Annotated in this window: 18 protein-coding genes, 2 tRNA genes and 1 pseudogene; 16 read left to right on the top strand and 5 right to left on the bottom strand. The window is 69.5% G+C overall.

Annotation, left to right across the window (positions count from 1 at the left end; genetic code table 11):
- Positions 1–65: 65 nt before the first annotated feature.
- Positions 66–623 carry a CGNR zinc finger domain-containing protein gene (locus tag QA861_RS31800; RefSeq protein ID WP_334592097.1) on the bottom strand — a complete coding sequence of 186 codons (558 nt, stop codon included), beginning with the start codon at positions 621–623 and terminating at the stop codon, positions 66–68.
- A gap of 258 nt (positions 624–881) precedes the next feature.
- On the bottom strand, positions 882–1,295 hold the full coding sequence (locus tag QA861_RS31795; protein ID WP_004002642.1) for an SsgA family sporulation/cell division regulator: 414 nt from the start codon (positions 1,293–1,295) through the stop codon (positions 882–884).
- A gap of 191 nt (positions 1,296–1,486) precedes the next feature.
- On the opposite strand from QA861_RS31795, the gene QA861_RS31790 reads away from it, so the two are divergent.
- The 9 genes from QA861_RS31790 (at position 1,487) to QA861_RS31750 (ending at position 9,886) form a co-directional block, all read left to right on the top strand.
- Positions 1,487–1,939, top strand: coding sequence for a TIGR02611 family protein (locus QA861_RS31790; protein WP_334594915.1), 453 nt, complete (start codon positions 1,487–1,489; stop codon positions 1,937–1,939).
- Positions 1,940–1,993: 54 nt separating this feature from the next.
- Positions 1,994–2,065 (top strand) — tRNA-Val (locus QA861_RS31785).
- 575 nt (positions 2,066–2,640) lie between these two features.
- A complete protein-coding gene (locus QA861_RS31780; RefSeq protein WP_334592096.1) occupies positions 2,641–3,927 on the top strand; it encodes an ABC transporter substrate-binding protein in 1,287 nt (428 codons plus the stop codon).
- Positions 3,928–3,941: 14 nt separating this feature from the next.
- Entirely contained in the window at positions 3,942–4,898 is a 957-nt protein-coding gene (locus tag QA861_RS31775) for a carbohydrate ABC transporter permease (protein ID WP_334592095.1), read from the top strand.
- Positions 4,895–5,770, top strand: a complete 876-nt coding sequence (locus QA861_RS31770) for a carbohydrate ABC transporter permease (RefSeq protein WP_334592094.1) — start codon at positions 4,895–4,897, stop codon at positions 5,768–5,770. Before QA861_RS31775 ends, QA861_RS31770 begins: the two co-directional genes overlap by 4 nt.
- A gap of 10 nt (positions 5,771–5,780) precedes the next feature.
- The gene (locus QA861_RS31765) at positions 5,781–6,389 is read left to right on the top strand and encodes a hypothetical protein (RefSeq protein WP_334592093.1); all 609 of its coding nucleotides are present in this window, start codon (positions 5,781–5,783) and stop codon (positions 6,387–6,389) included.
- 104 nt (positions 6,390–6,493) lie between these two features.
- Positions 6,494–9,232, top strand: a complete 2,739-nt coding sequence (locus tag QA861_RS31760; RefSeq protein WP_334592092.1) for an exo-rhamnogalacturonan lyase family protein — start codon at positions 6,494–6,496, stop codon at positions 9,230–9,232.
- Between the two features lie 68 nt (positions 9,233–9,300).
- Positions 9,301–9,747, top strand: coding sequence for an SRPBCC family protein (locus QA861_RS31755; RefSeq protein WP_334592091.1), 447 nt, complete (start codon positions 9,301–9,303; stop codon positions 9,745–9,747).
- 67 nt (positions 9,748–9,814) lie between these two features.
- Positions 9,815–9,886: transfer RNA gene (locus QA861_RS31750), tRNA-Val, on the top strand.
- 67 nt (positions 9,887–9,953) lie between these two features.
- Here the strand turns inward: QA861_RS31750 and QA861_RS31745 are convergent.
- Positions 9,954–10,679: a 3'-5' exonuclease gene (locus tag QA861_RS31745; protein WP_334592090.1), complete on the bottom strand. Its 726-nt coding sequence runs from the start codon at positions 10,677–10,679 to the stop codon at positions 9,954–9,956.
- 168 nt (positions 10,680–10,847) lie between these two features.
- Here QA861_RS31745 and QA861_RS31740 point away from each other — a divergent pair, with 168 nt between their 5' ends.
- The 4 genes from QA861_RS31740 to QA861_RS31725 all read left to right on the top strand — a co-directional run bounded on the left by QA861_RS31740 (position 10,848) and on the right by QA861_RS31725 (position 15,713).
- Positions 10,848–11,414, top strand: a complete 567-nt coding sequence (locus QA861_RS31740; RefSeq protein ID WP_334592089.1) for a DUF4365 domain-containing protein — start codon at positions 10,848–10,850, stop codon at positions 11,412–11,414.
- Positions 11,411–12,634, top strand: a complete 1,224-nt coding sequence (locus tag QA861_RS31735; protein WP_334592088.1) for a hypothetical protein — start codon at positions 11,411–11,413, stop codon at positions 12,632–12,634. Before QA861_RS31740 ends, QA861_RS31735 begins: the two co-directional genes overlap by 4 nt.
- Positions 12,635–12,756: 122 nt before the next feature.
- Positions 12,757–14,736, top strand: coding sequence for a threonine--tRNA ligase (gene thrS / locus QA861_RS31730; protein WP_334592087.1), 1,980 nt, complete (start codon positions 12,757–12,759; stop codon positions 14,734–14,736).
- A 407-nt stretch (positions 14,737–15,143) separates the two neighbouring features.
- Positions 15,144–15,713: an HIT family protein gene (locus QA861_RS31725; protein WP_334592086.1), complete on the top strand. Its 570-nt coding sequence runs from the start codon at positions 15,144–15,146 to the stop codon at positions 15,711–15,713.
- Between the two features lie 149 nt (positions 15,714–15,862).
- Here the strand turns inward: QA861_RS31725 and QA861_RS31720 are convergent.
- Both QA861_RS31720 and QA861_RS31715 read right to left on the bottom strand, forming a co-directional pair.
- A pseudogene (locus QA861_RS31720) lies at positions 15,863–17,529 on the bottom strand (AbeC-like domain-containing protein).
- A gap of 219 nt (positions 17,530–17,748) precedes the next feature.
- Entirely contained in the window at positions 17,749–19,947 is a 2,199-nt protein-coding gene (locus QA861_RS31715; protein WP_334592085.1) for an elongation factor G-like protein EF-G2, read from the bottom strand.
- 263 nt (positions 19,948–20,210) lie between these two features.
- Here QA861_RS31715 and pgsA point away from each other — a divergent pair, with 263 nt between their 5' ends.
- Genes pgsA through QA861_RS31700 form a run of 3 tightly spaced genes read left to right on the top strand, consistent with a single transcriptional unit; the run spans position 20,211 to position 23,055 of the window.
- Entirely contained in the window at positions 20,211–20,948 is a 738-nt protein-coding gene (gene pgsA / locus QA861_RS31710; protein WP_334594914.1) for a phosphatidylinositol phosphate synthase, read from the top strand.
- Positions 20,945–21,892 carry a phosphatidylinositol mannoside acyltransferase gene (locus QA861_RS31705; RefSeq protein WP_334592084.1) on the top strand — a complete coding sequence of 316 codons (948 nt, stop codon included), beginning with the start codon at positions 20,945–20,947 and terminating at the stop codon, positions 21,890–21,892. The genes pgsA and QA861_RS31705 overlap by 4 nt, the downstream gene beginning before the upstream one ends.
- Positions 21,889–23,055, top strand: a complete 1,167-nt coding sequence (locus QA861_RS31700) for a glycosyltransferase family 4 protein (protein ID WP_334592083.1) — start codon at positions 21,889–21,891, stop codon at positions 23,053–23,055. Before QA861_RS31705 ends, QA861_RS31700 begins: the two co-directional genes overlap by 4 nt.
- Positions 23,056–23,057: the final 2 nt, after the last annotated feature.

The raw sequence follows: 23,057 nt of genomic DNA, 5'->3' as shown, positions 1-23,057 counted from the left end.
ACACGCCAGTCCCCGGCGTCATCCGCCGGGGGCTGCGTCAGCACCAGGCTCAGGCCCTGCGGCCGTCAGCTCGCCGACTCCTTGCGGCGCGCCCGGTAGGCCGCCACATGAAGCCGGTTTCCACAGGTGCGGCTGTCGCAGTAGCGGCGGGACCGGTTGCGGGAGACGTCGACGAAGGCGTGCCGGCAGTCCGGGGCCTCGCAGCGCCGAAGCCGCTCCTGCTCACCGGCGACCACGAAGAACGCGAGGGCCATCCCGCAGTCGGCGGCGAGGTGGTCGGCGACGGACGCGCCGGGTGCGAAGTAGTGCACGTGCCAGTCGTAGCCGTCGTGGTCGGTGAGTCGGGGTGTGGTCCCCGCCGCGGCGACCAGCTCGTTGATGTGTGCGGCGGCGGTCCGGGCCTCCTCGGCGGCGAACACCCCGGCGAACCGTCCGCGGATCCTGCGCACGGCGGCGAGATCGATCTCCGACAGCACGCCGATGTCACTGATGTTGTGCTTTCGTACGAAATCTTCGAGCGCGTCGACATCGGGCAGCGCGTCCGTCGTGTCGTCGTCCGGCGCGGTGTTCACCAGATCGACCACGGTGTCGAGGGCGCACCGGGTGTCGTGGGTGATCAGCACGTTGCTCTCCCTGGCCTGCCTGGGCGGTCGGGCGGGCACCCGCCCGCCGATGCTGGCCGATGTTAGTGGCTCGCGGTGCCGGAGGTGGGCGTCAGCCCTGGCGGGACTCGGGAGCCCTGCCCCTGGAGGGCGTGCGGACACACCGCCGCCGCCCCGCGGGAAACCCGCGGGGCGGCGGCGGTATGCCATATGCGGTTGTTTTGACCCGCGCCGTCTCCCCGAGTGGACGGCGCCGGGCGGCTCAGGGGAGTGCCCGTCCTAGCTTTCCGCCAGGATGTGGGACAGCTCCTGATCGAGGTCGAAGTGGCGGTGTTCCGTGCCGGGTGGCACAGCGGCGTCCGTTCGCTTCAGGAAGGACTCCAGGGCTCGTGCGGGTGCTTCGAGCAGGGCCTCGCCCTCCGGGGAGCTCAGGGCGATGCAGACAACGCCCTGGCCGTGGCTCCGGGACGGCCAGACTCGGACGTCACCGGTACCCGTGGGTCGGTGGAGGCCCTCCGCGAGCAGGTCGCGGGCGAACACCCACTCGACGGTTTCCTCGGCTCCGGTGTGGAAGGTGGCGTGCACGGCGTAGGGATCGGCCGTGTCATACCGCAGTCCTGCAGGAACGGGCAGTGAGGACTCGCTCGACACAACGAGGCGCAGGTGCAGCTCGCAGCTGACCGTGGTGTTCATAAGCGCCAAGGCCTTTCGCTCAGTGTGCGCTCGGGGATTCGCACGTCGGCGAAATCGACATGCCACCTACGGTGCCGTTGTAAACCCCTCTGAGTGTTTTGCGTGTGTTTACGTAACTCTTCCGGCCGAGAACCGGTTCGTCGGCTACGACCATTCCGGTGACCGGTTTCCGTCGGGTAGGGTTTGGCTGCATGAATACGGGGAGTGACAAGCCCGGCGAGGCTGCCGTGGCACCGGCCGAGGCCGGAACCGGCGAGGCCGCGACCGAGCGTGAGCTCGGATCGAGAGCGCCGGAATTCATCAAGGCGCGCCGGATGCTCCACGTGAGCTGGCAGGTCGGCGTGTTCGTCGTGGGCCTCGCGGTGGTCGGTGCCGGCATCGTCATGTTGCCGTTGCCCGGGCCCGGCTGGCTGGTGATCTTCGGCGGTATGGCGATCTGGGCGACCGAGTTCGTCTGGGCCCAGCTGGTACTGCGCTGGACGAAGCGCAAGGTCACCGAGGCGACACAGCGTGCACTCGATCCCAGGGTGCGCCGCCGCAACATCATCCTGACGGCGATCGGACTGGTGATCGTGGCGGTTCTTGTCGGGATCTACGTATGGAAGTTCGGGCTGGAAATGCCCTGGAAGATCAAGAATCAGTGATCCGGCGCATGGCGGGGGCACCCCCTGACATGGGGTAATGTTCTCTCTGCGTCCGGGCGATTAGCTCAGTGGGAGAGCGCTTCGTTCACACCGAAGAGGTCACTGGTTCGAACCCAGTATCGCCCACCGGATCGAGTGCGGCCCGTGTCCACGGAAATGTAAACACGGGCCGCACTTGTCGTTGCGCTGGGCCTGCGAAACCCCCGACCACTGCCTCCGCCCGACCGCCCCCTCCGCCCGACCGCCCCCTCCGCCCGGGCGGCCCTCCCCGGTTCCGCCCCGTGTGTCGCTCGGGGCCCGCCCGAGCCCTTGCCGGAGTCGCGCCGGGGGACCCGACAGGACTGCCCCGAGCCCTCCGGCAGATGGCCTCCCGTTCTCGTCGCTCCGACGTCGCCGGACCGTGAGCGCCCATTCCGTCCGGCGTCAACTCCCCATCCGGACGGCGCATTTCGGCCCCGTCCCAAATAAACACCGGCGATCCACCGGTGTTCGACCGGTCGACCCCGAGCGTCTCACCTGCGACGTCGCCCCCCGTTCCAGGGGCCCGAGTCGACTTGCGCTCCGCCCCCGTCCAGCCCGCGCACAGAAAAATCCTGTCCGAATCATTGACGCACTCCGAGCCCCTCCGTAGCTTGTGCCAGCAAGCGCTTACTTGAAACGATTCACGCAGGCGCCAACGACGTCGCGGGGAGGGGCCGACTGTGCCTGAAAATAGGAATGTTGAGAGGCGAACGATCCTTAAGGCGGCCGGAGCCTCGGCGGCCGCGCTGGGGCTGGCGGCGACGACCGGGTGCGGTGGCGACAGTGGCGCCGGGGACGGGAATGTGACGCTCCGTTATGCGTGGTGGGGCGGCGAACCGCGCACCATCGCCATCAAGAAGACGATCGCGCTGTTCGAGAAGAAGTATCCGAAGATTAAGATCAAGCCCGAATTCACCGACTACGAGTCGTACTGGGAGAAGTTCCAGACCCAGGCCTCCGGCGGTAATCCGCCGGATGTTTTCCAGAATGCGGTCGGATTCCTGCGCAAGTACGACAAGCGCGGCGTTCTGCTGGATCTCAAGTCGCAGGCGGACGCCGGGAATCTCAGCCTGGACAACTTCCGCAACGGCGTTCTGGCGAACGGGCAGGTCGACGGCAAGCAGATCGCCGTTCCGGTCGGCGCCAACACCATGTCGCTCGTGATCGACCTCAAGGCCTTCAAGAAGGCGGGCGTCGAGGCGAAGTTCGGCTGGACCTGGGACGAGTACTTCGCGGCTCTGCAGCAGATCCAGGACAAGCTGAAGATCGCCGGTGACACCGGTTACTTCGCCATCATGTACCTCTACGACCTGTACCTGCGCCAGAACGGCAAGGCCTTCTTCACCGACACCGATCTCGGTTTCACCGAGGACGACGTGACGCAGTGGTGGGAGGACGGCTACAAGCGGGTGAAGTCCGGTCTTGTCGCCGACCCCAAGAAGATCGAGCAGGTCAAGCCGAAGTCCGGTCTGTCGGCGGGGCTCGCCGCGTCCGAATTCACCTGGGACAACTTCTCCATCCGTTACCAGGGTGAGGGGGATTCCGACTACGGGCTCGCGCCGATCCCCACCACGGACGGCAAGGACACCGGCCAGTACCTCGGTTCGCTGATGCTCAGCGCCTTCTCCGGGACCAAGCACCCCAAGGAAGCTGCCCAGTTCATCAGCTTCATGGTCCATGACCCCGAGGTCGGCAAGATCATGGGATACGACCGAGGCATCCTCGCCACGACCGAGCAGTACGACGCCTTCAAGCCGACCGACCCCAACAACAAGGGTGTCTCGGCCTACGAGGACGAGGTCGCCAAGGCCGGCGTGCTCGGGAAGATCACCCCGCACCCGTCCGGCGCGGACGTCATCGAGGCGGCCTTCCTGCGTATCGGCGGTGAGGTCGCCCAGGGCAAGACCAAGCCGGCCGATGCCGCGAAGGCGCTGTTCAGCGAGGCCAAGGCCGCGTTCGCGGGCTGAGGGGACGTACCACCATGACGCTCGTCAAAGAAGCGCCCGCGCGCCCGGCGCAGAAGCGGTCCGCCGCTCCTGTCGCCGGGCGGCGCGGGCGGCGCCGCGAGAACCTCGCCGGCTATCTCTTCATGTCGCCGTGGATCGCGGGGTTCCTGCTGCTCACGGCGGGGCCGATGATCGCGTCGCTGTACTACGCGTTCACCAGCTACAACCTGTTCACGCCGCCCAAGTGGGTGGGGCTGGACAACTTCACGACGATGTTCCAGGACCCGCGCTGGCAGAAGTCGGTCGAGGTCACGCTCAAGTACGTCGTCGTGGCCACACCGCTGAAGCTGCTCCTCGCGCTCGGAGTGGCGCTGCTGCTCGCGCAGAAGCGGCGCGGACAGTCCCTGTACCGGGCCGCGTTCTACATGCCGTCGCTCATCGGAGCCAGCGTCTCCGTGGGGTTCGTCTGGCGGGCGCTGTTCTCCGACAACGCCGTCGTGGACCGTACGCAGAAGGTCTTCGGACTCGACGTCGGCGGCTGGATCGGCAACCCTGACTACGTCCTGTACGCCCTGGTGGCGCTGAGCATCTGGCAGTTCGGCGCGCCCATGGTCATCTTCCTGGCCGGCCTCAAGCAGGTGCCGCAGGAGCTGTACGAGGCCGCCGAGATGGACGGAGCCGGCCCCTTCCGGCGGTTCTGGAACATCACGCTCCCGATGATCTCCCCGGTGCTGTTCTTCAACGTGCTGCTGGAGTCGATCCACGCGTTCCAGGTGTTCGGCTCCGCCTATGTCGTCTCCGACACCAGGTGCGGGCCCGCCGACGCCACCCTCGTCTACACCTGCTACCTCTACCAGAAGGGCTTCAAGGAGGCCCAGATGGGCTTCGCCTCCGCGATGGCCTGGACGCTGGTGATCGCGGTGGCTCTCGTCACGGCGGTCCTGTTCTGGTCGCAGAAGAAGTGGGTGCACTACGAGGAGGCCGCCAAGTGACCAGCGCCACCAGCCCTGTTGTGAGCACCGCCGGCGAGCGGCGGCGCATCGGATCCCTCGCCTGGCACGTGGGCGCGCTCCTCGTGCTCGCGGTCGTCCTCTACCCGGTGATCTGGGTGCTCGGCGCCTCGTTCAAGCCGAGCAAGGACATCATCGCCAGCCTCGACCTGCTGCCGACCAAGCCGGTCTGGGCGAACTTCTCCGGGCTCGCCGACGGCATCTCCGGCATCTCGATCGGCAACTTCTTCACCAACTCGCTGATGTACGCGGGCCTGGCCGTGGTCGGCGTGGTGATCTCCAGCTCGCTGACCGCGTACGCCTTCGCCAAGATCCGGTTCGCCGGCCGGAACCTGCTGTTCACGCTGATGATCGGCACGCTGCTGCTGCCGTACCACGTGCTGCTCATCCCGCAGTACGTACTGTTCCGCAACCTCGGCTACATCGACACGCTCGTGCCGCTCGTCGCCGGCAAGTTCCTCGCCACGGAGGCGTTCTTCGTCTTCCTGATGGTGCAGTTCATGCGCGGGCTGCCGCGCGAGCTGGACGAGGCCGCGAAACTCGACGGCTGCGGGCATCTGCGGACCTACTGGTCGATCGTGCTGCCGCTGAGCCGCCCGGCCATCATCACCAGCGCGATCTTCACCTTCATCAACGCGTGGAACGACTTCATGGGGCCGTTGATCTACCTCAACACGCCCTCCAAGTACACCGTTTCGCTCGGCCTGATGATGTTCCGCGACCAGGAGGGCATCTCCAACTACGGCAGCATGATCGCCATGTCGTTGGTGGCGCTGGTGCCCGTCGTCGCCTTCTTCATGGCCTTCCAGCGCTACCTCATCGACGGTATGGCGACCTCCGGACTGAAGGGCTGAGGCGGCGACCATGGCCCAAGCACGCGTGAAGGAACGCTCCCCGCGCAAGGCGCGCAAGGAGTCCGTGTTCGGCGAGCGCTTCGCGGTCTTCGCCGAGTGTCTGCTCACCGGCGTGTGGATCGCCGTGGCCTGTCTCGGAGTTGTCACCTACCCCGCCGCCTTCGCCGCCGGCGCACGGCATCTTCGGCGTCGCACGACCCATGTGGGCGGCGGCTGGCGGGAGTTCGTCGCCGACTTCCGGGCCGCCGTGCGCGGCGGATGGCTCGTCGGGCTCGCCGGCTGGGCGGTGGCCGCCGCGGTCTGGGTGGACGTCCTGGCCGCGCGGGCCGGGCTTCCCGGCGGGCGGTTCGTCGGGGCCGTCGGCATCTTCGCGTTGATCGCACTCGCCGTGGCCCTGCTGCGAGCGACGGCCGTCTGGACGCCGGGCGCCCCCTGGCGGGCGCTGCTCGCGGACGCCGGACGCCGGACCGTGCGCGATCCCGCCGGTTCCTTCCTGGTCGTCTGCGGGCTGGCCGTCGTGGCTCTGTCCGCGGGGTTTCTTCCGCCGCTGGCGGTTCCCGTCCTCGGGGCCGTCGCGGCGGCGTCCGTCGCCGTCGAGGAGCGGTACCGGCGCCGCTGACGGGCGGCGCCCTCGCACAAGGTCGGCGCCCCGGGCGCCGTACCTCTCTCTGTCATGCCCCTGACCACCCATGCATCCGCACGGAAAGGAAAGGCTGGTCCCTCATGTCTCCCATCCCCCGCAGGTCCCTTCTCAAGGCCGCCGCAGTCGCCGGAGCCGCCGCCCAGTTCAGCTGGGCCCTGGGAGCGAAGGACGCGCAGGCCGCGCCCAGAGCCGCCGAGACCGACGCCGGTCCCGTGACCCTGGACTGGCTGGAGGACGGCGGCCTCGGTGCCGCCCCCGGCTCCACGGTCGGCGTGCCCTGGCCGAAGGGCACCTACGACGCGAGCCAGACCTTCGCGCTCACGGACGCCGACGGCAAGTCCGTCCCCGTACAGTCGTGGCCGCTCGCCTACTGGCCCGACGGCACACTCAAGTGGACGGCGCACGCGGTCAGTTCGGGCAACGGCAAGCTGACGCTCGCCGCCGGGACGCCCGAGGCCCCCGCCGCGAAGATCACCGTCGACAAGAGCGGCGGGACCATCACCGTCTCGACCGGAGTCATCACCGCCCGCATCGCCAAGTCCGGCTCCACACTGGTCAAGTCGGTGACCCGCGGCTCCACCGAGATCGCCAAGAACGGGCGGCTCGTCCTCATCCGCCAGCCCGAGATCGAGGACGAGGACCAGGGCGCCACCAAGTTCGAGCGCTTCGACAGCGCCATCGACAAGGTCGAGGTCGAACAGGACGGCCCCGTCAGGGCAGTTGTCCGCATCGACGGCAAGCACCGCAAGGGCAGCCGCAGTTGGCTCCCCTTCTCGATCCGCCTCTACTTCTACGCCGGCGCCGACTCCTTCCGCATGGTCCACACCATCACCTACGACGGCACCCAGGAACCCGGCAAGTCCAGCGGCGACTTCATCCGCGGCATCGGGGTCCGCTTCAGCGTGCCGATGCGGGACGCCTCGTACGACCGGCACATCCGGATCGGCGGCGACGGCGCCGGGCTGCTGCGCGAGGCCGTCAAGGGCATCACCGGGCTGCGGCGCGACCCCGGAGCGGCCGTCCAGGCGGCCCAGTTCGCGGGGGAGAAGCTGCCCGACCCCTCGACCTGGGACCAGCGGGTCACCACCCGCCTCCAGTACATCCCCGAGTGGGGCGACTACACGCTCTCCCAGCTCTCCGCCGACGGCTTCACCCTCCGCAAGCGCACGAAGAAGGGCCACGGCTGGATCGGCGCCGGCGGCGGCAAGCGCGCCTCCGGGTTCGGTTACGTCGGCGGGGCCAGTGGCGGACTGTCCTTCGGCCTGCGGGACTTCTGGGAGAAGCACCCCGCCCAGCTCGACATCCGCGACGCCCAGACCGACGAGGCCGAGGTCACCCTCTGGCTCTGGTCGCCCGAGGCCCAGCCCATGGACCTGCGCTTCTACCACGACGGCATGGGCCAGGACACCTTCGCCGAACAGCTCGAAGGCCTCAACATCACCTACGAGGACTACGAACCCGGCTTCGGCACCCCCTACGGCATCGCCCGTACCTCCGAACTCCTCTTCTGGGCCAACGAGTCGACCCCGAGCGCCGAGAAACTCGCCGAACAGGTCGAAGCCGTCCGGGTGCTGCCGCAGCTCGCCGCCCCGCCCAAGCAGCTCATCAAGGCCCAGGTCTTCGGCCCCGGCCTCTACTCCGAGCCCGATCGCTCCACCCCTGCCAAGGCCAAGATCGAGGACCACCTCGACTTCCTCTTCACCTACTACAAGGACCAGGTGGAGCAGCGCCGCTGGTACGGCTTCTGGGACTACGGCGACATCATGCACACCTACGACACCTACCGGCACCAGTGGCGGTACGACGTCGGCGGCTACGCCTGGGACAACTCCGAGTTGTCGCCCGACCTGTGGCTCTGGCTCGCGTATCTGCGCTCCGGCCGCGCCGACATCTTCCGCTTCGCGGAGGCGATGACCCGCCACACCGGCGAGGTCGACGTCTACCACCTCGGACAGTGGGCCGGCCTCGGCACCCGGCACGGCGTCCAGCACTACGCCGACAGCGCCAAGCAGCAGCGCATCGCCAACACCACCTACCGGCGCTACTACTACTTCCTCACCGGTGACGAACGCGTCGGCGACCTCATGCACGCCAACGTCGACAGCGACGAGACGTTCCTCGCCCTGGACCCGCTGCGCAAGATCCGCACCGAGCCCTACACACCCGACCGGCACGCCCTGTCGATCGGCTTCGGCACCGACTGGAGCGGCCTGGTGTCGGCCTGGCTGACCGAGTGGGAACGCAAGGGCCCCAAGTGGGAGAAGGCCAAGGCGCGCGTGCTCTCCACCATGGAGACCATCGCCGCCCAGCCCAACGGCTTCGTCCAGGGCAGCGGACTGTACGACCTCGACACCGGGAAGTTCGCCGTCGCCGCGGCTCCTGTCGTAGGCGTCTCGCACCTCTCCGCGGTCTTCGGACTCAACGAACTGTGCGCCGAACTCATCGACCTGGTCGACATGCCGAAGTTCAACGAGGCGTACTTCGACTACTGCCGCTACTTCAACGCCACCAAAGCCGAACAGGCGGCCCGCTACGGGTCCAACTTCGGCACCCTGCTCCTCTTCCAGGGCCACTCCCGGCTCGACGCGTACGCGGCCGTAAAGACCGGTGACGCGAAACTCGCCGCGCGCGCCTGGGACAAGTTCTACAACTCCGACGGCTACAAGGAGTCCGCCCCCTGGAAGACCGAGCAGGTGACCGGCCCGGTCGCCCTCGTCCCGGGCAGTGAGGCCACCTGGGTGGCCACCAACGACACCGCCCTCTACGGCCTCGCCGCCATCGAGAACCTCGCCCTGCTGGGCCACAAGATGCCCTCGTAACGGACACCGGTGCCCGCCCCCGCCCCGCGACGCGCGGTGAGGGCGGGCACGGGGGCACACTCCAACCCATGGACTGGAGTCACTACCGCTTCCGCGCCCGCTGGACCCTGGCAGCGCCCCTGGCCGCCGTGTACGACGCCCTGGAGCAGGCCGAGGACTACCCCCACTGGTGGCCGCAGGTGCGCGCGGTCGACCGCATCGACGACACCAGCGGGGTCATCCGCATCCGCTCCCTGCTTCCCTACGACCTGACCTTCACCGCGCGCGAGGTGCGCGGCGATCCGGCGGCCGGAGTCCTGGAGATCGCCATGACCGGCGACCTCGACGGCTGGGCGCGCTGGACACTCACCGCGGTCGGCTCCGGCACCCAGGCCGACTACGACCAGGAGGTAGACGTCACCAAGCCGCTGATGCGCCGCCTCGCCGTGCCCGGCCGGCCGCTCTTCCGCGCCAACCACACCCTCATGATGCGCGCGGGACGCCGCGGACTGGCCGCACACCTCCGAGCGGCCTGAACGAAGCGGCCTGAACGAAGCGGTTTGAACGAAGGCCGCCCGGACCTGTATTGTTCGGTGCGTTCCCGGGCGATTAGCTCAGTGGGAGAGCGCTTCGTTCACACCGAAGAGGTCACTGGTTCGAACCCAGTATCGCCCACCGGGAGAAAGCCGGTCCGTCATCGACGGACCGGCTTTTTTCATGCCGTCGTACAGCTGTAGTACGGCTAGGCCGCCGCCGGCATCTCCGGACGCAGTGGCCACGCCGGATCGACCGCCTCCGGCGTACCGCTCTTCGCGAACCACGCCTGCAGGCCGCGCGCCTGCCCCGCGTGCCACACCGCCTGGAGCGTGTGCAGTTCGGCGGGGGAGAGGCGCTCCAGCCGGGTCGCGAAACGGCGCCCGACCGCCCGTACGACCTCCAGGGAGGCCATCGCGTCCGCCGCCGCGTCATGGGCGCCCTCCAGCGTGACGCCGTAGTGCGCGCACAGGTCCGTGAGGGTGCGGCGGCCCTTTCGGTAGCGGTCCAGGTGCTTGTCCAGGACCCGGGGATCCAGCACCAGCAGCGGTGTCGACTCGAACCAGCGGTCGAGCGACGAGGCGCGATGGCGGCGCAACTCCCGGTCCAGCATGGTCAGATCGAAGGGCGCGTTCATGATGACCAGCGGGCGGCCCGCCGCCGCCTGCTCCGCCAGCGCCCGGGCTATCTCCTCCACCACAGGGGACGGCCAGCGGCCGTTGCGCTGCAGATGTTCGTCCGTCAGCCCGTGCACCGCCGTCGCCGAAGCGGGCACGGGCACACCCGGGTTGATCAGCCAGCGGCTGACCCGCGGCCGGACGGCCGGACCTTCCTGGACCACGACTGAAGCCGACACGATCCGGTCGGTCTCGACGTCCACACCCGTGGTCTCCGTGTCGAACGCGGCCAAAGGGCCCTCGTACCAGCACGTCATACCTATGCAACTCCTCGTTCACCCACGGCAGCTGACGCACCGTCTTCTGCCCGTTTGGTGATACCCGGGCTGTTTGCGCCGTACGCCGGAAGGAGACAACAGAGGTACAGGTTTACGCACTTCAGTGGCCTGTCATGGTAATTCGTCCGTCTTGGAAGGCATTTGGTCATGGCGATAGCGCAGCCCGAACGGGGCGGGCTGCTGCCCGAGCGCACGGCACCCCATCGAGGCACCCTCGCCACCACCGCCTGTATGGAGACCCTGCAGGTGGGTTATCTGCACGCTGTCGCCGCGGCGGCCGGCTGCTCGCTGTCCCAGCCGTTCCCCGACAACGGCATCGACTGGCACGTCAGCCACGGCTCCCCCGGGCACACGGTCGACGACGAGGTCACCATCAAGGTCCAGCTGAAGTGCACGTACCAGATCGCACCGAACCCGCCGGGCCCGTACTTCTCCTTCACGCTCGACAACGCCCACCTGGCGAAGCTCGCCCGCACCCCGGTCTCGGTGCACAAGATCCTGGTCGTGATGCTCGTACCGCGCTCGCAGGACGACTGGCTGCGCGCCGGCCACGACCGCCTCGATCTGCGGCACTGCTGCTACTGGATCAACCTCGCCGGCCAGCGCGTCACCGGCCGGCACCGGACCACCGTGCGGATACCGACCTCACGCATCTTCGACGACCGCGCGCTCTGCGAGATCATGACGCGGGTCGGGACGGGAGGCAGACCGTGACGCACCGGCCCAATGAGGAGCCCCTGCGGCCCGTCCGCCCGCACCCTGTGGACGCCCCCTGGCACGACGAACCGCCCGCCCTCGAGCAGGTCGACCCCACCGTGCTCGGCGCCCTCCTGCGCCGGCACGGCTGGCAGCGACGAGGGGGAGCCGTCGGACGGTACGGCCGCTGGACCCCACCCGGGCCCGGCGGCACCGGCACGAGCCTCCTCGTGCCCGAGAGCCGCGCCTTCCCCGACAGTGACGACCTGCTCGGCGAGGCCCTCGTAGCGCTGGCCCGCAGCGGATCGCCCGCCGCGCGCGAGGTGCTCGTCGCCCTCGCGGTGCCCAGTGACGAGATCCGCTGGTGGCGTGACGTCCCGACCGGCCCCGCCGGCGTCGCATCCTGGCCCGTCGAGGAGCAACTGCGCTCGGCCGCCCGCCGGATGATGCTCGCCGGAGCGCTCGCCACGCGCGCGCGTGCCGGCTACTACGGCGCCCGCCACCGCAGGACCGCCGACGCCCTCCTCGACCACGTCCTCGTCGGCGCCGCCCCCGCCGGACGCAGCCTCACCGCGTTCGTCCCCGTCGGCACGGGCCGCCCCCTCGCCGTGCGGCTCCACCAGGCCCTGTACGCGGCCCGCGAGGCCATCGACTACCACCGGGCCACCGGCGGCATGGACGCCTTCGACGGCGCCGTCGAGGCAGGCGTCAGCCATGAACTGACGGAGGCCCTCGTCGGCCTGGTGCGCGGTACGGAGGGCGCCCGGATCGCCGTCGAGTGGGCACCCGGCGCGCGGGTCCCCGAAGGCTGCTCGGCCCGCCCCGAGCCCGTCGAGTTCTCACCCGGGGATCTGCCCGCCCTGCGCGCGGCCGGCTCGCGGTACCTGCGCGAGGAGCCGTCGGTGCCGGTCCGTATCACCGGCACCGTGGTACGGATGCGCAGGTCGGGGCCGCGCGGCGAAGGCGCCGTACGTCTGCGGGTGCTGGCCGGCGCCGAGATCCCGCACGTCCGGATGACGCTGGACGAGGAGGCGTACCGGATCGCCGGGCACGCGCACCTGGTCGGGCTGCCGGTGCGGGTGCACGGCCGGCTGGAGAGCCGGGGCGGCTTCCGCCGGCTGACCCAGGCCTCCGGCGTCGTACCCGTACAGGTGGACGAGGCGGAGCGGGACCGGCTGATGAAGTCGCTGCAGGAGAACCTCGATTTCTTCGAGGAGGCGTGCAGCGGGGACGACTGAGGGCGGTGGTGCCGAGGGCTTCCCGGTATCTGTTTCGCGGAGGGCGGGCCCAGGTCGGTACGATCCTCCCTTGCGCGCGCTCTCGGTATGGCGCCGCACCCACCTGCAGTCAGGAGAGACCGGTGTCAGACGTCCGTGTGATCATCCATCGCGATTCCGAGCGGGAAGAGCGCGTGGTGACGACGGGGACTACGGCCGCCGACCTCTTCGCCGGCGAACGTTCGATCGTCGCCGCGCGCGTGGGCGGAGAACTCAAGGACCTCGCGTACGCGGTGGCGGACGGCGAGGAGGTCGAGCCGGTCGAGATCTTCTCCGAGGACGGCCTCAACATCCTGCGCCACTCCACCGCCCACGTGATGGCCCAGGCCGTACAGGAACTGTTCCCGGAGGCCAAGCTCGGCATCGGCCCGCCGGTCAAGGACGGCTTCTACTACGACTTCGACGTCGAGAACCCGTTCACCCCCGAGGACCTCAAGGTCATCGAGAAGAAGATGCAGGAGATCCAGAAGCGCGGTCAGCGGTTCTCCCGCCGGGTCACCACCGACGACGCTGCCCGCGAGGAGCTCGCCGGCGAGCCGTACAAGCTGGAGCTCATCGGCCTCAAGGGCAATGCCGCGCAGGCCGCCGACGGCGCGGACGCCGAAGTCGGTGGTGGCGAGCTGACCATCTACGACAACCTTGACGCCAAGACCGGCGACTTGTGCTGGAAGGACCTCTGCCGCGGTCCCCACCTGCCCACCACTCGCAACATCCCGGCGTTCAAGCTGATGCGCTCCGCCGCCGCGTACTGGCGGGGCAGCGAGAAGAACCCGCAGCTCCAGCGGATCTACGGCACCGCGTGGCCGACCAAGGAGGAGCTGAAGGCCTACCTGGACTTCCTGATCGAGGCCGAGAAGCGCGACCACCGCAAGCTCGGCGCCGAGCTGGACCTCTTCTCCATCCCGGAGGAGCTGGGCTCCGGCCTCGCGGTCTTCCACCCCAAGGGCGGCATCGTCCGCCGGGAGATGGAGACCTACTCGCGCAAGCGCCACGAGGACGAGGACTACCAGTTCGTCAACACCCCGCACATCTCGAAGGAAAGCCTCTTCGTGACCTCGGGGCACCTGCCGAACTACGGGGACGCGATGTTTCCGCCGCTGGAGTTCGACGGACAGAACTACCGCCTCAAGGCGATGAACTGCCCCATGCACAACCTGATCTTCAAGGCGCGCGGCCGCTCCTACCGTGAACTTCCGCTGCGGCTCTTCGAGTTCGGCACGGTATACCGCTACGAGAAGTCGGGTGTCGTGCACGGAATGACCCGCGCCCGCGGCTTCACTCAGGACGACTCGCACATCTACTGCACCAAGGACCAGATGGCGAGCGAGCTGGACTCGCTGCTCACCTTCGTCCTCGACCTGCTGCGCGACTACGGCCTGAACGACTTCGAGCTGGAGCTGTCCACCCGCGACGACTCCCCGAAGTTCATCGGTGAGGACGAGGAGTGGGAGGAGGCCACCGACGCGCTGCGCCAGGCGGCCGAGAAGCAGGGCCTCCCGCTGATTCCCGACCCGGGTGGCGCCGCCTACTACGGTCCGAAGATCTCCGTCCAGGTCAAGGACGCCATCGGCCGCTCCTGGCAGATGTCCACCATCCAGGTCGACTTCCAGCAGCCCAAGCGGTTCGGCCTGGAGTACACGGCTGCGGACGGCTCCAAGCAGCAGCCCGTCATGATCCACCGCGCGTTGTTCGGCTCGATCGAGCGGTTCTTCGCCGTGCTCCTGGAGCACTACGCGGGTGCCTTCCCGGCGTGGCTGGCGCCGGTCCAGGCGGTCGGTATCCCGATCGGCGACGGGCACGTGGAGTATCTGCAGAAGTTCGCCGCGGAGGCGAAGAAGCAGGGGCTGCGGGTCGAGGTGGACTCGTCGTCCGACCGTATGCAGAAGAAGATCCGCAACGCGCAGAAGCAGAAGGTGCCGTTCATGGTCATCGTCGGCGACGACGACATGAACGGTGACACGGTGTCCTTCCGCTACCGGGACGGTTCCCAGGAGAACGGCATCCCCTTCGCGGACGCCCTCGCGAAGATCGCGAAGGTCGTGGAGGAGCGGGCGCAGGTCTGATCGAGAACTGTCGGGGCCCCGGGGGAAGGCACTTCCCCCGGGGCCCCTCGCCGTCCCGGGCCCGTCCCGCGCCGGCTCCTCCTCCCGCGAGAACGCCGACGGCCGCGAGGGTGGCGCCGGTCCACCACACGGCGTCGCCGCCAGCCCGGCGTACACGATCCACGCGGGCGCCGGTGCAGCAGGGGCAGCAGCAGGAAGAGGGTGTCCAGTTGGTGGGTGCGTACGAACCGGGGCCCTCTGCGTTGAGTCGCCGACGCGCCGCGTAGTCGAGCGAGAAGACCGCCCGGCGGCCGGCCGCACAGCCCGGCAGAGGAGCCGTCCGGCGTCGGACCTGGTCCATTTCGCCGGCTTGGCGGCGGGTGCCTCCGTGTGTGCCCCGGCGACACGCTCGATATGGGCGAAGCAATATGCTGCATGGCATGACGAGTGAGCCGGAGCAGCAGATCGGAGTCGGGACGCAGGACGCGTTTCAGCGCCTGTGGACGCCTCACCGGATGGCGTACATCCAGGGCGAGAACAAGCCGACCGGCCCGGGGGCCGACGACGGCTGTCCCTTCTGCTCGATCCCGGCCAAGTCCGACGAGGACGGCCTCATCCTCCGGCGCGGCGAGCAGGTCTACGCGGTGCTGAATCTGTACCCGTACACGGGCGGCCATCTGATGGTCGTGCCGTACCGGCATGTCGCCGACTACACGGACCTGACGGATTCCGAGACCGCCGAACTGGCCGAGCTGACCAAGCAGGCGATGACGGCTCTCCGCAGGGCCTCCGGGGCGCACGGGTTCAACATCGGGATGAACCAGGGCACGGTGGCGGGCGCGGGTATCGCGGCCCACCTGCACCAGCACATCGTCCCGCGCTGGGGCGGCGACACCAACTTCATGCCGGTGGTGGGCCACACCAAGGTGCTGCCCCAACTACTGGGCGACACAAGAAAGATGCTGGCGGAGGCATGGCCGCCACCAAGTGACGGCTGAGGCGATCTGACGGGCGCAGAGGCCCACTCAGCCCGTCCGGCGATTGAGGACGAGGCCGTTCCGGCCGAAGCGGGGGTCTGGGGGCGGCAGCCCCCAGTGACGCCCACCCCGACCGACCCGCACCGTCCAACTGCCCAACCGCCGGAGGCCTACGCGTCGTAGACGTCCGCCTTGCGCGGCATCGGGTCCTGCACCGCCGTGCTGAGGAACGACGACCGGGTGCCGAACTTCTCGGTGTCCACGCCGTTCTCCTCCAGGACCTTGATCGCCGCCGCGTGCACGACCCGCAGCACCGGTGTGGCCGCCCGCAGCGCGTCGTCGGCCATGAAGCGGTGGCGCCACGGCTGGTCCGCCCACGAGTGCCGCAGGCCGAACGGTTCCGGCAGGGCCAGTGAGCCACCCAGCCAGTTCAGCAGCGGTGGGTACCAGGTCAGGGGCGCCCGCGCGGCGAGCCGCACGACCTCGTCCGCGTCGACCAGGGCAGCTTGACCTTACGTGTCTCCCAGAACCTGACCGACTTCTGGACCTCCTTCTCCTTGGCCGCGGGCTTGCTGGTGAAGAGGGAGTGCACCGGGCCGAGCGCGTGCCCGGTCACCTCGATGCGCAGGGTCTCGTGCAGCACGGTGACCGTGATGAGCATCGTGATGATCAACTGGCCGTCCCAGAGCGTCCACTGAACCCCGAGGTAGTGCCGCTGACCGCTGCCGAACTGCTGCTTGTTGCAGATGTCCTGTATCGCGTGGTTCTTGATCTGGTACGCGTCCACGTCCGTGCCGCTGGGCCGGGAGACCTCCTTGGCGCCCTCGCCGACGGGCGTGACGATCCAGTGCTTCAGGGTCGGCTTGGTGAACCCGCCGGTGTTGAGCGGGCCTCGCTCCAGCATGCGCAGCTTGTCGTGGATCGAACGTATGACGTCCCAGCTGCGGAAGGGGTGGATCTCCTTGCCCGCGTCCCGGGGGACCAGTTCCTCGGCGAGCTGCCAGCTGCCCCACCGGGTGCCCATGCCGAGTATGCCCTTGGGGCCGGCGTAGAAGACGGCGTTGGACTGCTGCTCGGCGCTGAGCCGGGCCAGTTCCTTGCGCAGGTGTTCGGCGGCGGTCTCGCCGGGGCTGCCGGGGACCGCCTCGGGGATCTTGGCGCCGACGCCACCACCGGCCAGCAGGCCGGCCCAGCGGTCGCGGAGGTCCTGCGCGGTGCGCTCGCAGATCCGCTTGGCCCACAGCCAGCCGACGACCGGCAGTACGACGCACGCGCGTGCGTACCAGGCCCAGAAGCCGGTGAAGGGCATCTTGACCAGGAAGATCACGGCGAAGGCGCCCACGGCGACCAGCAGGGTGGTGGCGAGGGCGGAGGCCCGCTTGTCCGCGCGCCTGGCGACGTTCGCGCGGCCGACGAAGACCAGCAGCCACAGCAGGAGTCCGGGAAGGAAGAGCACCCCGCACAGCACCATCACCGCGGAGAGCCAGTTGTCGCGGTCGCGCCGGATGCGATGGGCCGCGAGGGCGTGCTCGACGACGACCTGCGGTTCGGTGCCGAAGGACTGGATGAGCGGCTTGCGGCCGGCGCCCAGCATGCGGTCGATCACCGCGCGGGAGAACGCCTCACCGAGCTTGGGCCGGAAGATCTTCCCCAGGGCGCCTCGGGGAGGCTTGACCGTCGACTGGTGCCACTCGTTGTCGGCTTCCAGGATCTTGGTGACCTCGTCGTCCTCCCGGTAGGCCGCCGAGGCCAGCGCGAAGGTCGCCGCCGTCTGGCCCGCGGAGCCCGACAGGGGCACCTGCGCCCCGGGACTGAAATCGAAACCGTCGTCCGCCACTGTGCCGCCCCCTCGCCGCCGTACCCGCTTCTGCGGCCTTTCCCGACTTCCGTGCTCCGCACACCTGTTGAACAGGTCATCACGTTGATCGAGTCACAACTTGATCAGGTGATCAGCGTATCCGCAGCCACCGACAATTGGGCGGCGGACGGCACAAGCCGTCCGCCGATGTGGAGGAAAGCGTTCCGCGAAGGCCACTTGTCGGGTACCGGTCGCCAACTACGGGGCCCCCTCGGCCTGTTCGCGGACCCTCTCGGCGATCTGCGGCGGCATGGGTTCGTGTCGCGCGTACCGGCGGTCGAAGCGGGCGGTGCCGTGCGACAGGGAGCGCAGATCGACGGCGTACCGGCCGATCTCGATCTCGGGCACCTCGGCGCGTACGAGGGTCCGCCCGCCGCCCGCCTGCTCGGTGCCGACGACCCGGCCGCGCCGCCCCGACAGGTCGCTCATCACTGACCCCACGTAGTCGTCGCCGACGAGCACCGTCACCTCGGCCACGGGTTCGAGGAGGTGGATCTTCACGTCGGCGGCGGCCTCGCGCAGCGCGAGCGCGCCGGCGGTCTGGAACGCGGCGTCGGAGGAGTCCACCGAGTGCGCCTTGCCGTCGAGCAGGGTGATCCGTACGTCGATGAGCGGATAGCCGGCGGCGACCCCCTTGTCGGCCTGGGCCCGTACACCCTTCTCCACGGACGGGATGAACTGCCTGGGCACGGCACCCCCGACGACCTTGTCGACGAACTCGATGCCCGAGCCGCCCGGCAGCGGCTCCACCTCGATCGCGCAGATCGCGAACTGCCCGTGTCCGCCGGACTGCTTGACGTGGCGTCCGCGCCCTGCCGACCGGCCGCCGAACGTCTCCCGTAGGGAGACCTTGTGCGGGACGACGTCGACCTGGACGCCGTACCGGTTGCGCAGCCGCTCCAGGGCGACGTCCGCGTGGGCCTCGCCCAGGCACCACAGGACCACCTGGTGGGTGTCCTGGTTGTGTTCGAGCCGCATGGTGGGGTCCTCGGCCACGAGCCGGCCGAGGCCCTGCGAGAGCTTGTCCTCGTCCGCTTTGCTGTGCGCCTGGATGGCGAGCGGCAGCAGCGGGTCGGGCATCACCCACGGTTCCATCAGCAGCGGGTCTTCCTTCGCGGAGAGGGTGTCGCCGGTCTCCGCCCGGTTCAGTTTCGCCACACAGGCCAGATCGCCCGCGATGCAGTGCGTGAGCGTGCGCTGCTGTTTGCCGAAGGGCGCGGACAGGGCGCCGACGCGTTCGTCGACATCGTGGTCCTCGTGGCCGCGGTCGGCGAGGCCGTGCCCGGATACGTGGACCGTCTCGTCGGGCCGCAGGGTGCCGGAGAAGACGCGGACGAGCGACACCCGGCCCACATAGGGGTCGCTGGCCGTCTTCACTACCTCCGCGACCAGCGGGCCGTCCGGATCGCAGGGCTTCAGCTCGCGCGGGCGGCCGTCCACCGTGGTGACCCCGGGCGCCGCCCGCTCCAGCGGGGTCGGGAAGCCCCCGGTGACCAGCTCCAGCAGCTCCACCGTGCCCAGGCCCTGCCGGGCACCCTCGGCGGCGGGGGCGGCGGCGAGCACGGGAAAGAAGGTCCCGCGCGCGACGGCGCGTTCCAGGTCGTCGACCAGGGTCTTGACGTCGATCTCCGCGCCGCCGAGATAGCGGTCCATGAGGGTCTCGTCCTCGCTCTCCGCGATGATCCCCTCGATGAGCCGGTTGCGGGCCTCCGCAAGGCCCGGGAGCTGGTCGGGACCCGGTTCGGACTCCTTGCGCTCCCCGGAGGAGTAGTCGAACAGCTTCTGCGACAGCAGCCCGGTCAGCCCGGTCACGGGCGCGTGCCCGTCCGGCCCCGGCGCGCCGTGCAACGGCAGGTAGAGCGGCAGTACGGCGTCGGGGTCGTCCGCGCCGAAGGCCTCCGCGCAGATCCGCGTCATGTCGTCGAAGTCCGCGCGCGCGGACTCCAGATGTGTGACGACGATGGCTCGCGGCATACCGACAGCCGCGCACTCCTCCCACACCATCCGTGTCGAGCCGTCCACCCCGTCCGAGGCCGAGACGACGAAAAGGGCCGCGTCCGCCGCGCGCAGACCGGCCCTGAGCTCCCCGACAAAGTCGGCGTATCCGGGAGTGTCCAGAATATTGATCTTGTATCCGCCCCATTCGACGGGTACCAGCGAGAGCTGTACCGAGCGGTGCTGCCGGTGCTCGATCTCGTCGTAGTCGGAGACGGTGCCGCCGTCCTCCACGCGGCCCGCCCGGTTGACCGCCCCCGCGGTCAGCGCGAGAGCCTCCACCAGAGTCGTCTTGCCCGACCCGGAGTGGCCGACCAGCACCACATTCCGTACGGACGCGGGGTGGTCGGCCGCCGTAGCTCTGCCGGCGGCTCCGGGGTGTGCGTTCGCCTTGTCGCCCATGGTCCTGCCTCCCGTGCACGGTGAGGTCACTGTGGGCGCGGACGTGCGAATCCGCGTTGGGCGGCGGCTCCGATGGCGCCCGCGGTGCTTCGAGCTTCGCACTCGTGTCACGGTGCGTCCATACGACGGACGCGATCGCGCGGGCGGGTCCCCGCGCGCGGGGTGATCCGGCCTGCCGACATCCCCCCGTGACCCGGATGCCGTCAGGCCGTGACACAGGGGCGCGGGTGCCCGACCGTCGCACACGCGCGCGCGTGGCTACGATGGGCCAGCCGGTGGCCAGTAGGGGCCGCACGGCGACACCGACCCTCGGGAAGGCCATGCTGAACAAGTACGCGCGTGCATTCTTCACGCGTGTCCTCACACCGTTCGCCGCGTTTCTGATCCGCCGGGGCGTCAGTCCCGACACGGTCACGCTCCTCGGCACCGCCGGAGTGATCGCGGGCGCACTGGTCTTCTACCCCAGGGGTGAGCTCTTCTGGGGCACGATCGTCATCACGCTGTTCGTGTTCTCGGACCTCGTCGACGGCAACATGGCACGCCAGCTGGGCCGTTCCAGCCGCTGGGGCGCCTTCCTGGACTCCACTCTGGACCGGGTGGCCGACGGCGCGATCTTCGGCGGCTTCGCCCTCTGGTACGCGGGCGGCGGCGACGACATCGTCCTGTGCGCGGTCTCGATCTTCTGTCTGACCAGCGGCCAGGTGGTCTCGTACACCAAGGCGCGCGGTGAGTCGATCGGTCTGCCGGTCGCCGTCAACGGCCTGGTGGAGCGCGCCGAACGTCTGGTGGTCTCGCTGGTCGCGGCCGGACTCGCGGGCATGCACAAGTTCGGGGTGCCCGGCATCCAGTACCTGCTGCCGGTCGCCCTGTGGGTCGTCGCCGTCGGCAGTCTGGTCACGCTGATCCAGCGCGTCGTCACGGTCCGCCGGGAGGCCGCCGAGGCGGACGCGGCAGCCGCCGCGAGCGAGAAACCCGCCCAGAGCAGCGAGACGGCGTCGTGAGCGACCTGCGGGGTCGGCTCACGGACAGCGCGTACGCGGCGGGCTGGGGGGCCGTCAAGAAGCTCCCCGAGCCCGTCGCCGAGCGGCTCGGCCGGACCATCGCCGACCTCGCCTGGAAGCGGCGCGGAGAGCGCGTACGACGGCTCGAATCGAACTACGCGCGCGTGGTGCCCGACGCGAGCCCGGAGCGCCTCGCCGAACTGTCGCGCGCGGGCATGCGTTCGTACCTGCGCTACTGGATGGAGTCCTTCCGGCTCCCCGCGTGGAGCGCGGAGCGGATGAGGACGGGCTTCGAGCCGGAGGGCCTGCACAACCTGACCGACGGTCTGGCCTCGGGACGGGGAGTGATCATCGCGCTTCCGCACCTGGGCAACTGGGACCTGGCCGGTGCCTGGGTCACCACCAAACTGGAGACACGGTTCACGACGGTCGCCGAGCGTCTGAAGCCGGAGACGCTGTACGACCGGTTCGTGGCCTACCGCGAGGGCCTGGGCATGGAGGTCCTGCCGCACAACGGCGGCACCGCGTTCGGCACCCTGGCCCGCCGGCTGCGGGACGGCGGCCTGGTCTGTCTGGTCGCCGACCGGGACCTGTCCGCCTCGGGTGTCGAGGTGAAGTTCTTCGGCGACGCGGCCCGGATGCCGGCCGGCCCTGCCCTGCTGGCTCAGCAGACGGGCGCACTCCTGCTCCCCGTGACCCTGTGGTACGACGACTCGCCGATCATGCGCGGACGGATTCATCCCCCGATCGAGGTACCCGAGGCAGGTACGAGGGCCGAGAAGACGTCTGTCATGACACAGGCGCTGGCCGATGCCTTCGCCACGGGAATCGCCGATCACCCGGAGGACTGGCACATGCTGCAACGGCTGTGGCTCGCGGATCTCGACCCCGCGAAGGATCCGGAGAACGGCACGGAGAAGACCACGGGGGAGGGCACCCCGTGAAGATCGGCATCGTCTGCCCGTACTCCTGGGACGTGCCAGGGGGTGTGCAGTTCCACATCCGAGACCTGGCCGAGTACTTCATCCGGCTGGGCCACGAGGTGTCCGTCCTCGCCCCCGCCGACGACGACACCCCCCTGCCGCCGTACGTCGTGTCGGCCGGCCGCGCTGTCCCGGTGCCGTACAACGGCTCGGTGGCCCGGCTGAACTTCGGCTTCCTGTCGGCGGCGAGGGTGCGACGCTGGCTGCACGACGGCGAGTTCGACGTCATCCACATCCATGAACCGGCCTCGCCCTCGCTCGGTCTGCTGGCCTGCTGGGCGGCCCAGGGCCCGATCGTGGCGACCTTCCACACCTCGAACCCGCGCTCCCGGGCCATGATCGCCGCGTACTCGATCCTCCAGGCCGCCCTGGAGAAGATCAGCGCCCGGATCGCGGTGAGCGAGTACGCCCGGCGCACCCTGGTGGAGCACCTGGGCGGCGACGCGGTCGTCATCCCGAACGGAGTCGACGTCGACTCCTTCGCCGGCGCCAAGCCGAAGCCCGATTGGCAGGGCGACACGATCGGCTTCATCGGCCGCATCAACGAACCACGCAAGGGCCTGCCGGTCCTGATGAAGGCGCTTCCGAAGATCCTCGACGCCCGTCCCGCGACCAGGCTGCTGGTCGCGGGCAAGGGCGACGAGGAGGAGGCGCTGGAGGGCCTGCCGCCGGAGCTGCGCTCGCGGGTCGAGTTCCTCGGCATGGTCAGCGACGAGGACAAGGCGCGGCTGCTGCGCAGCGTGGACGTGTACGTCGCCCCCAACACCGGCGGGGAGAGCTTCGGGATCATCCTGGTCGAGGCCCTGTCGGCGGGCGCACCGGTCCTGGCCTCCGACCTCGACGCCTTCGCCCAGGTCCTGGACCACGGAGCGGCGGGCGAACTGTTCACGAACGGGGACGCGGACGCCCTGGCCGACGCGGCCGTCCGGCTCCTGGGCGACCCCGGCCGCCGGGACGAGCTGCGGGAGCGCGGCAGCGCCCATGTGAGGCGGTTCGACTGGTCGACGGTCGGGGCGGACATCCTGTCGGTGTACGAGACGGTGACGGACGGTACGACAGCGGTCGCGGCGGACGAGCGGACGGCGACGGGGCTGCGGGCGCGGTTGGGGCTGGCCAGGGACTGACC

The organism is Streptomyces sp. B21-083, assembly GCF_036898825.1.
Taxonomy (GTDB): Bacteria; Actinomycetota; Actinomycetes; order Streptomycetales; family Streptomycetaceae; genus Streptomyces.
The sequence above is the reverse complement of the archived record's forward strand: the minus strand, read 5'-3'. Positions and strand labels throughout refer to the sequence as shown.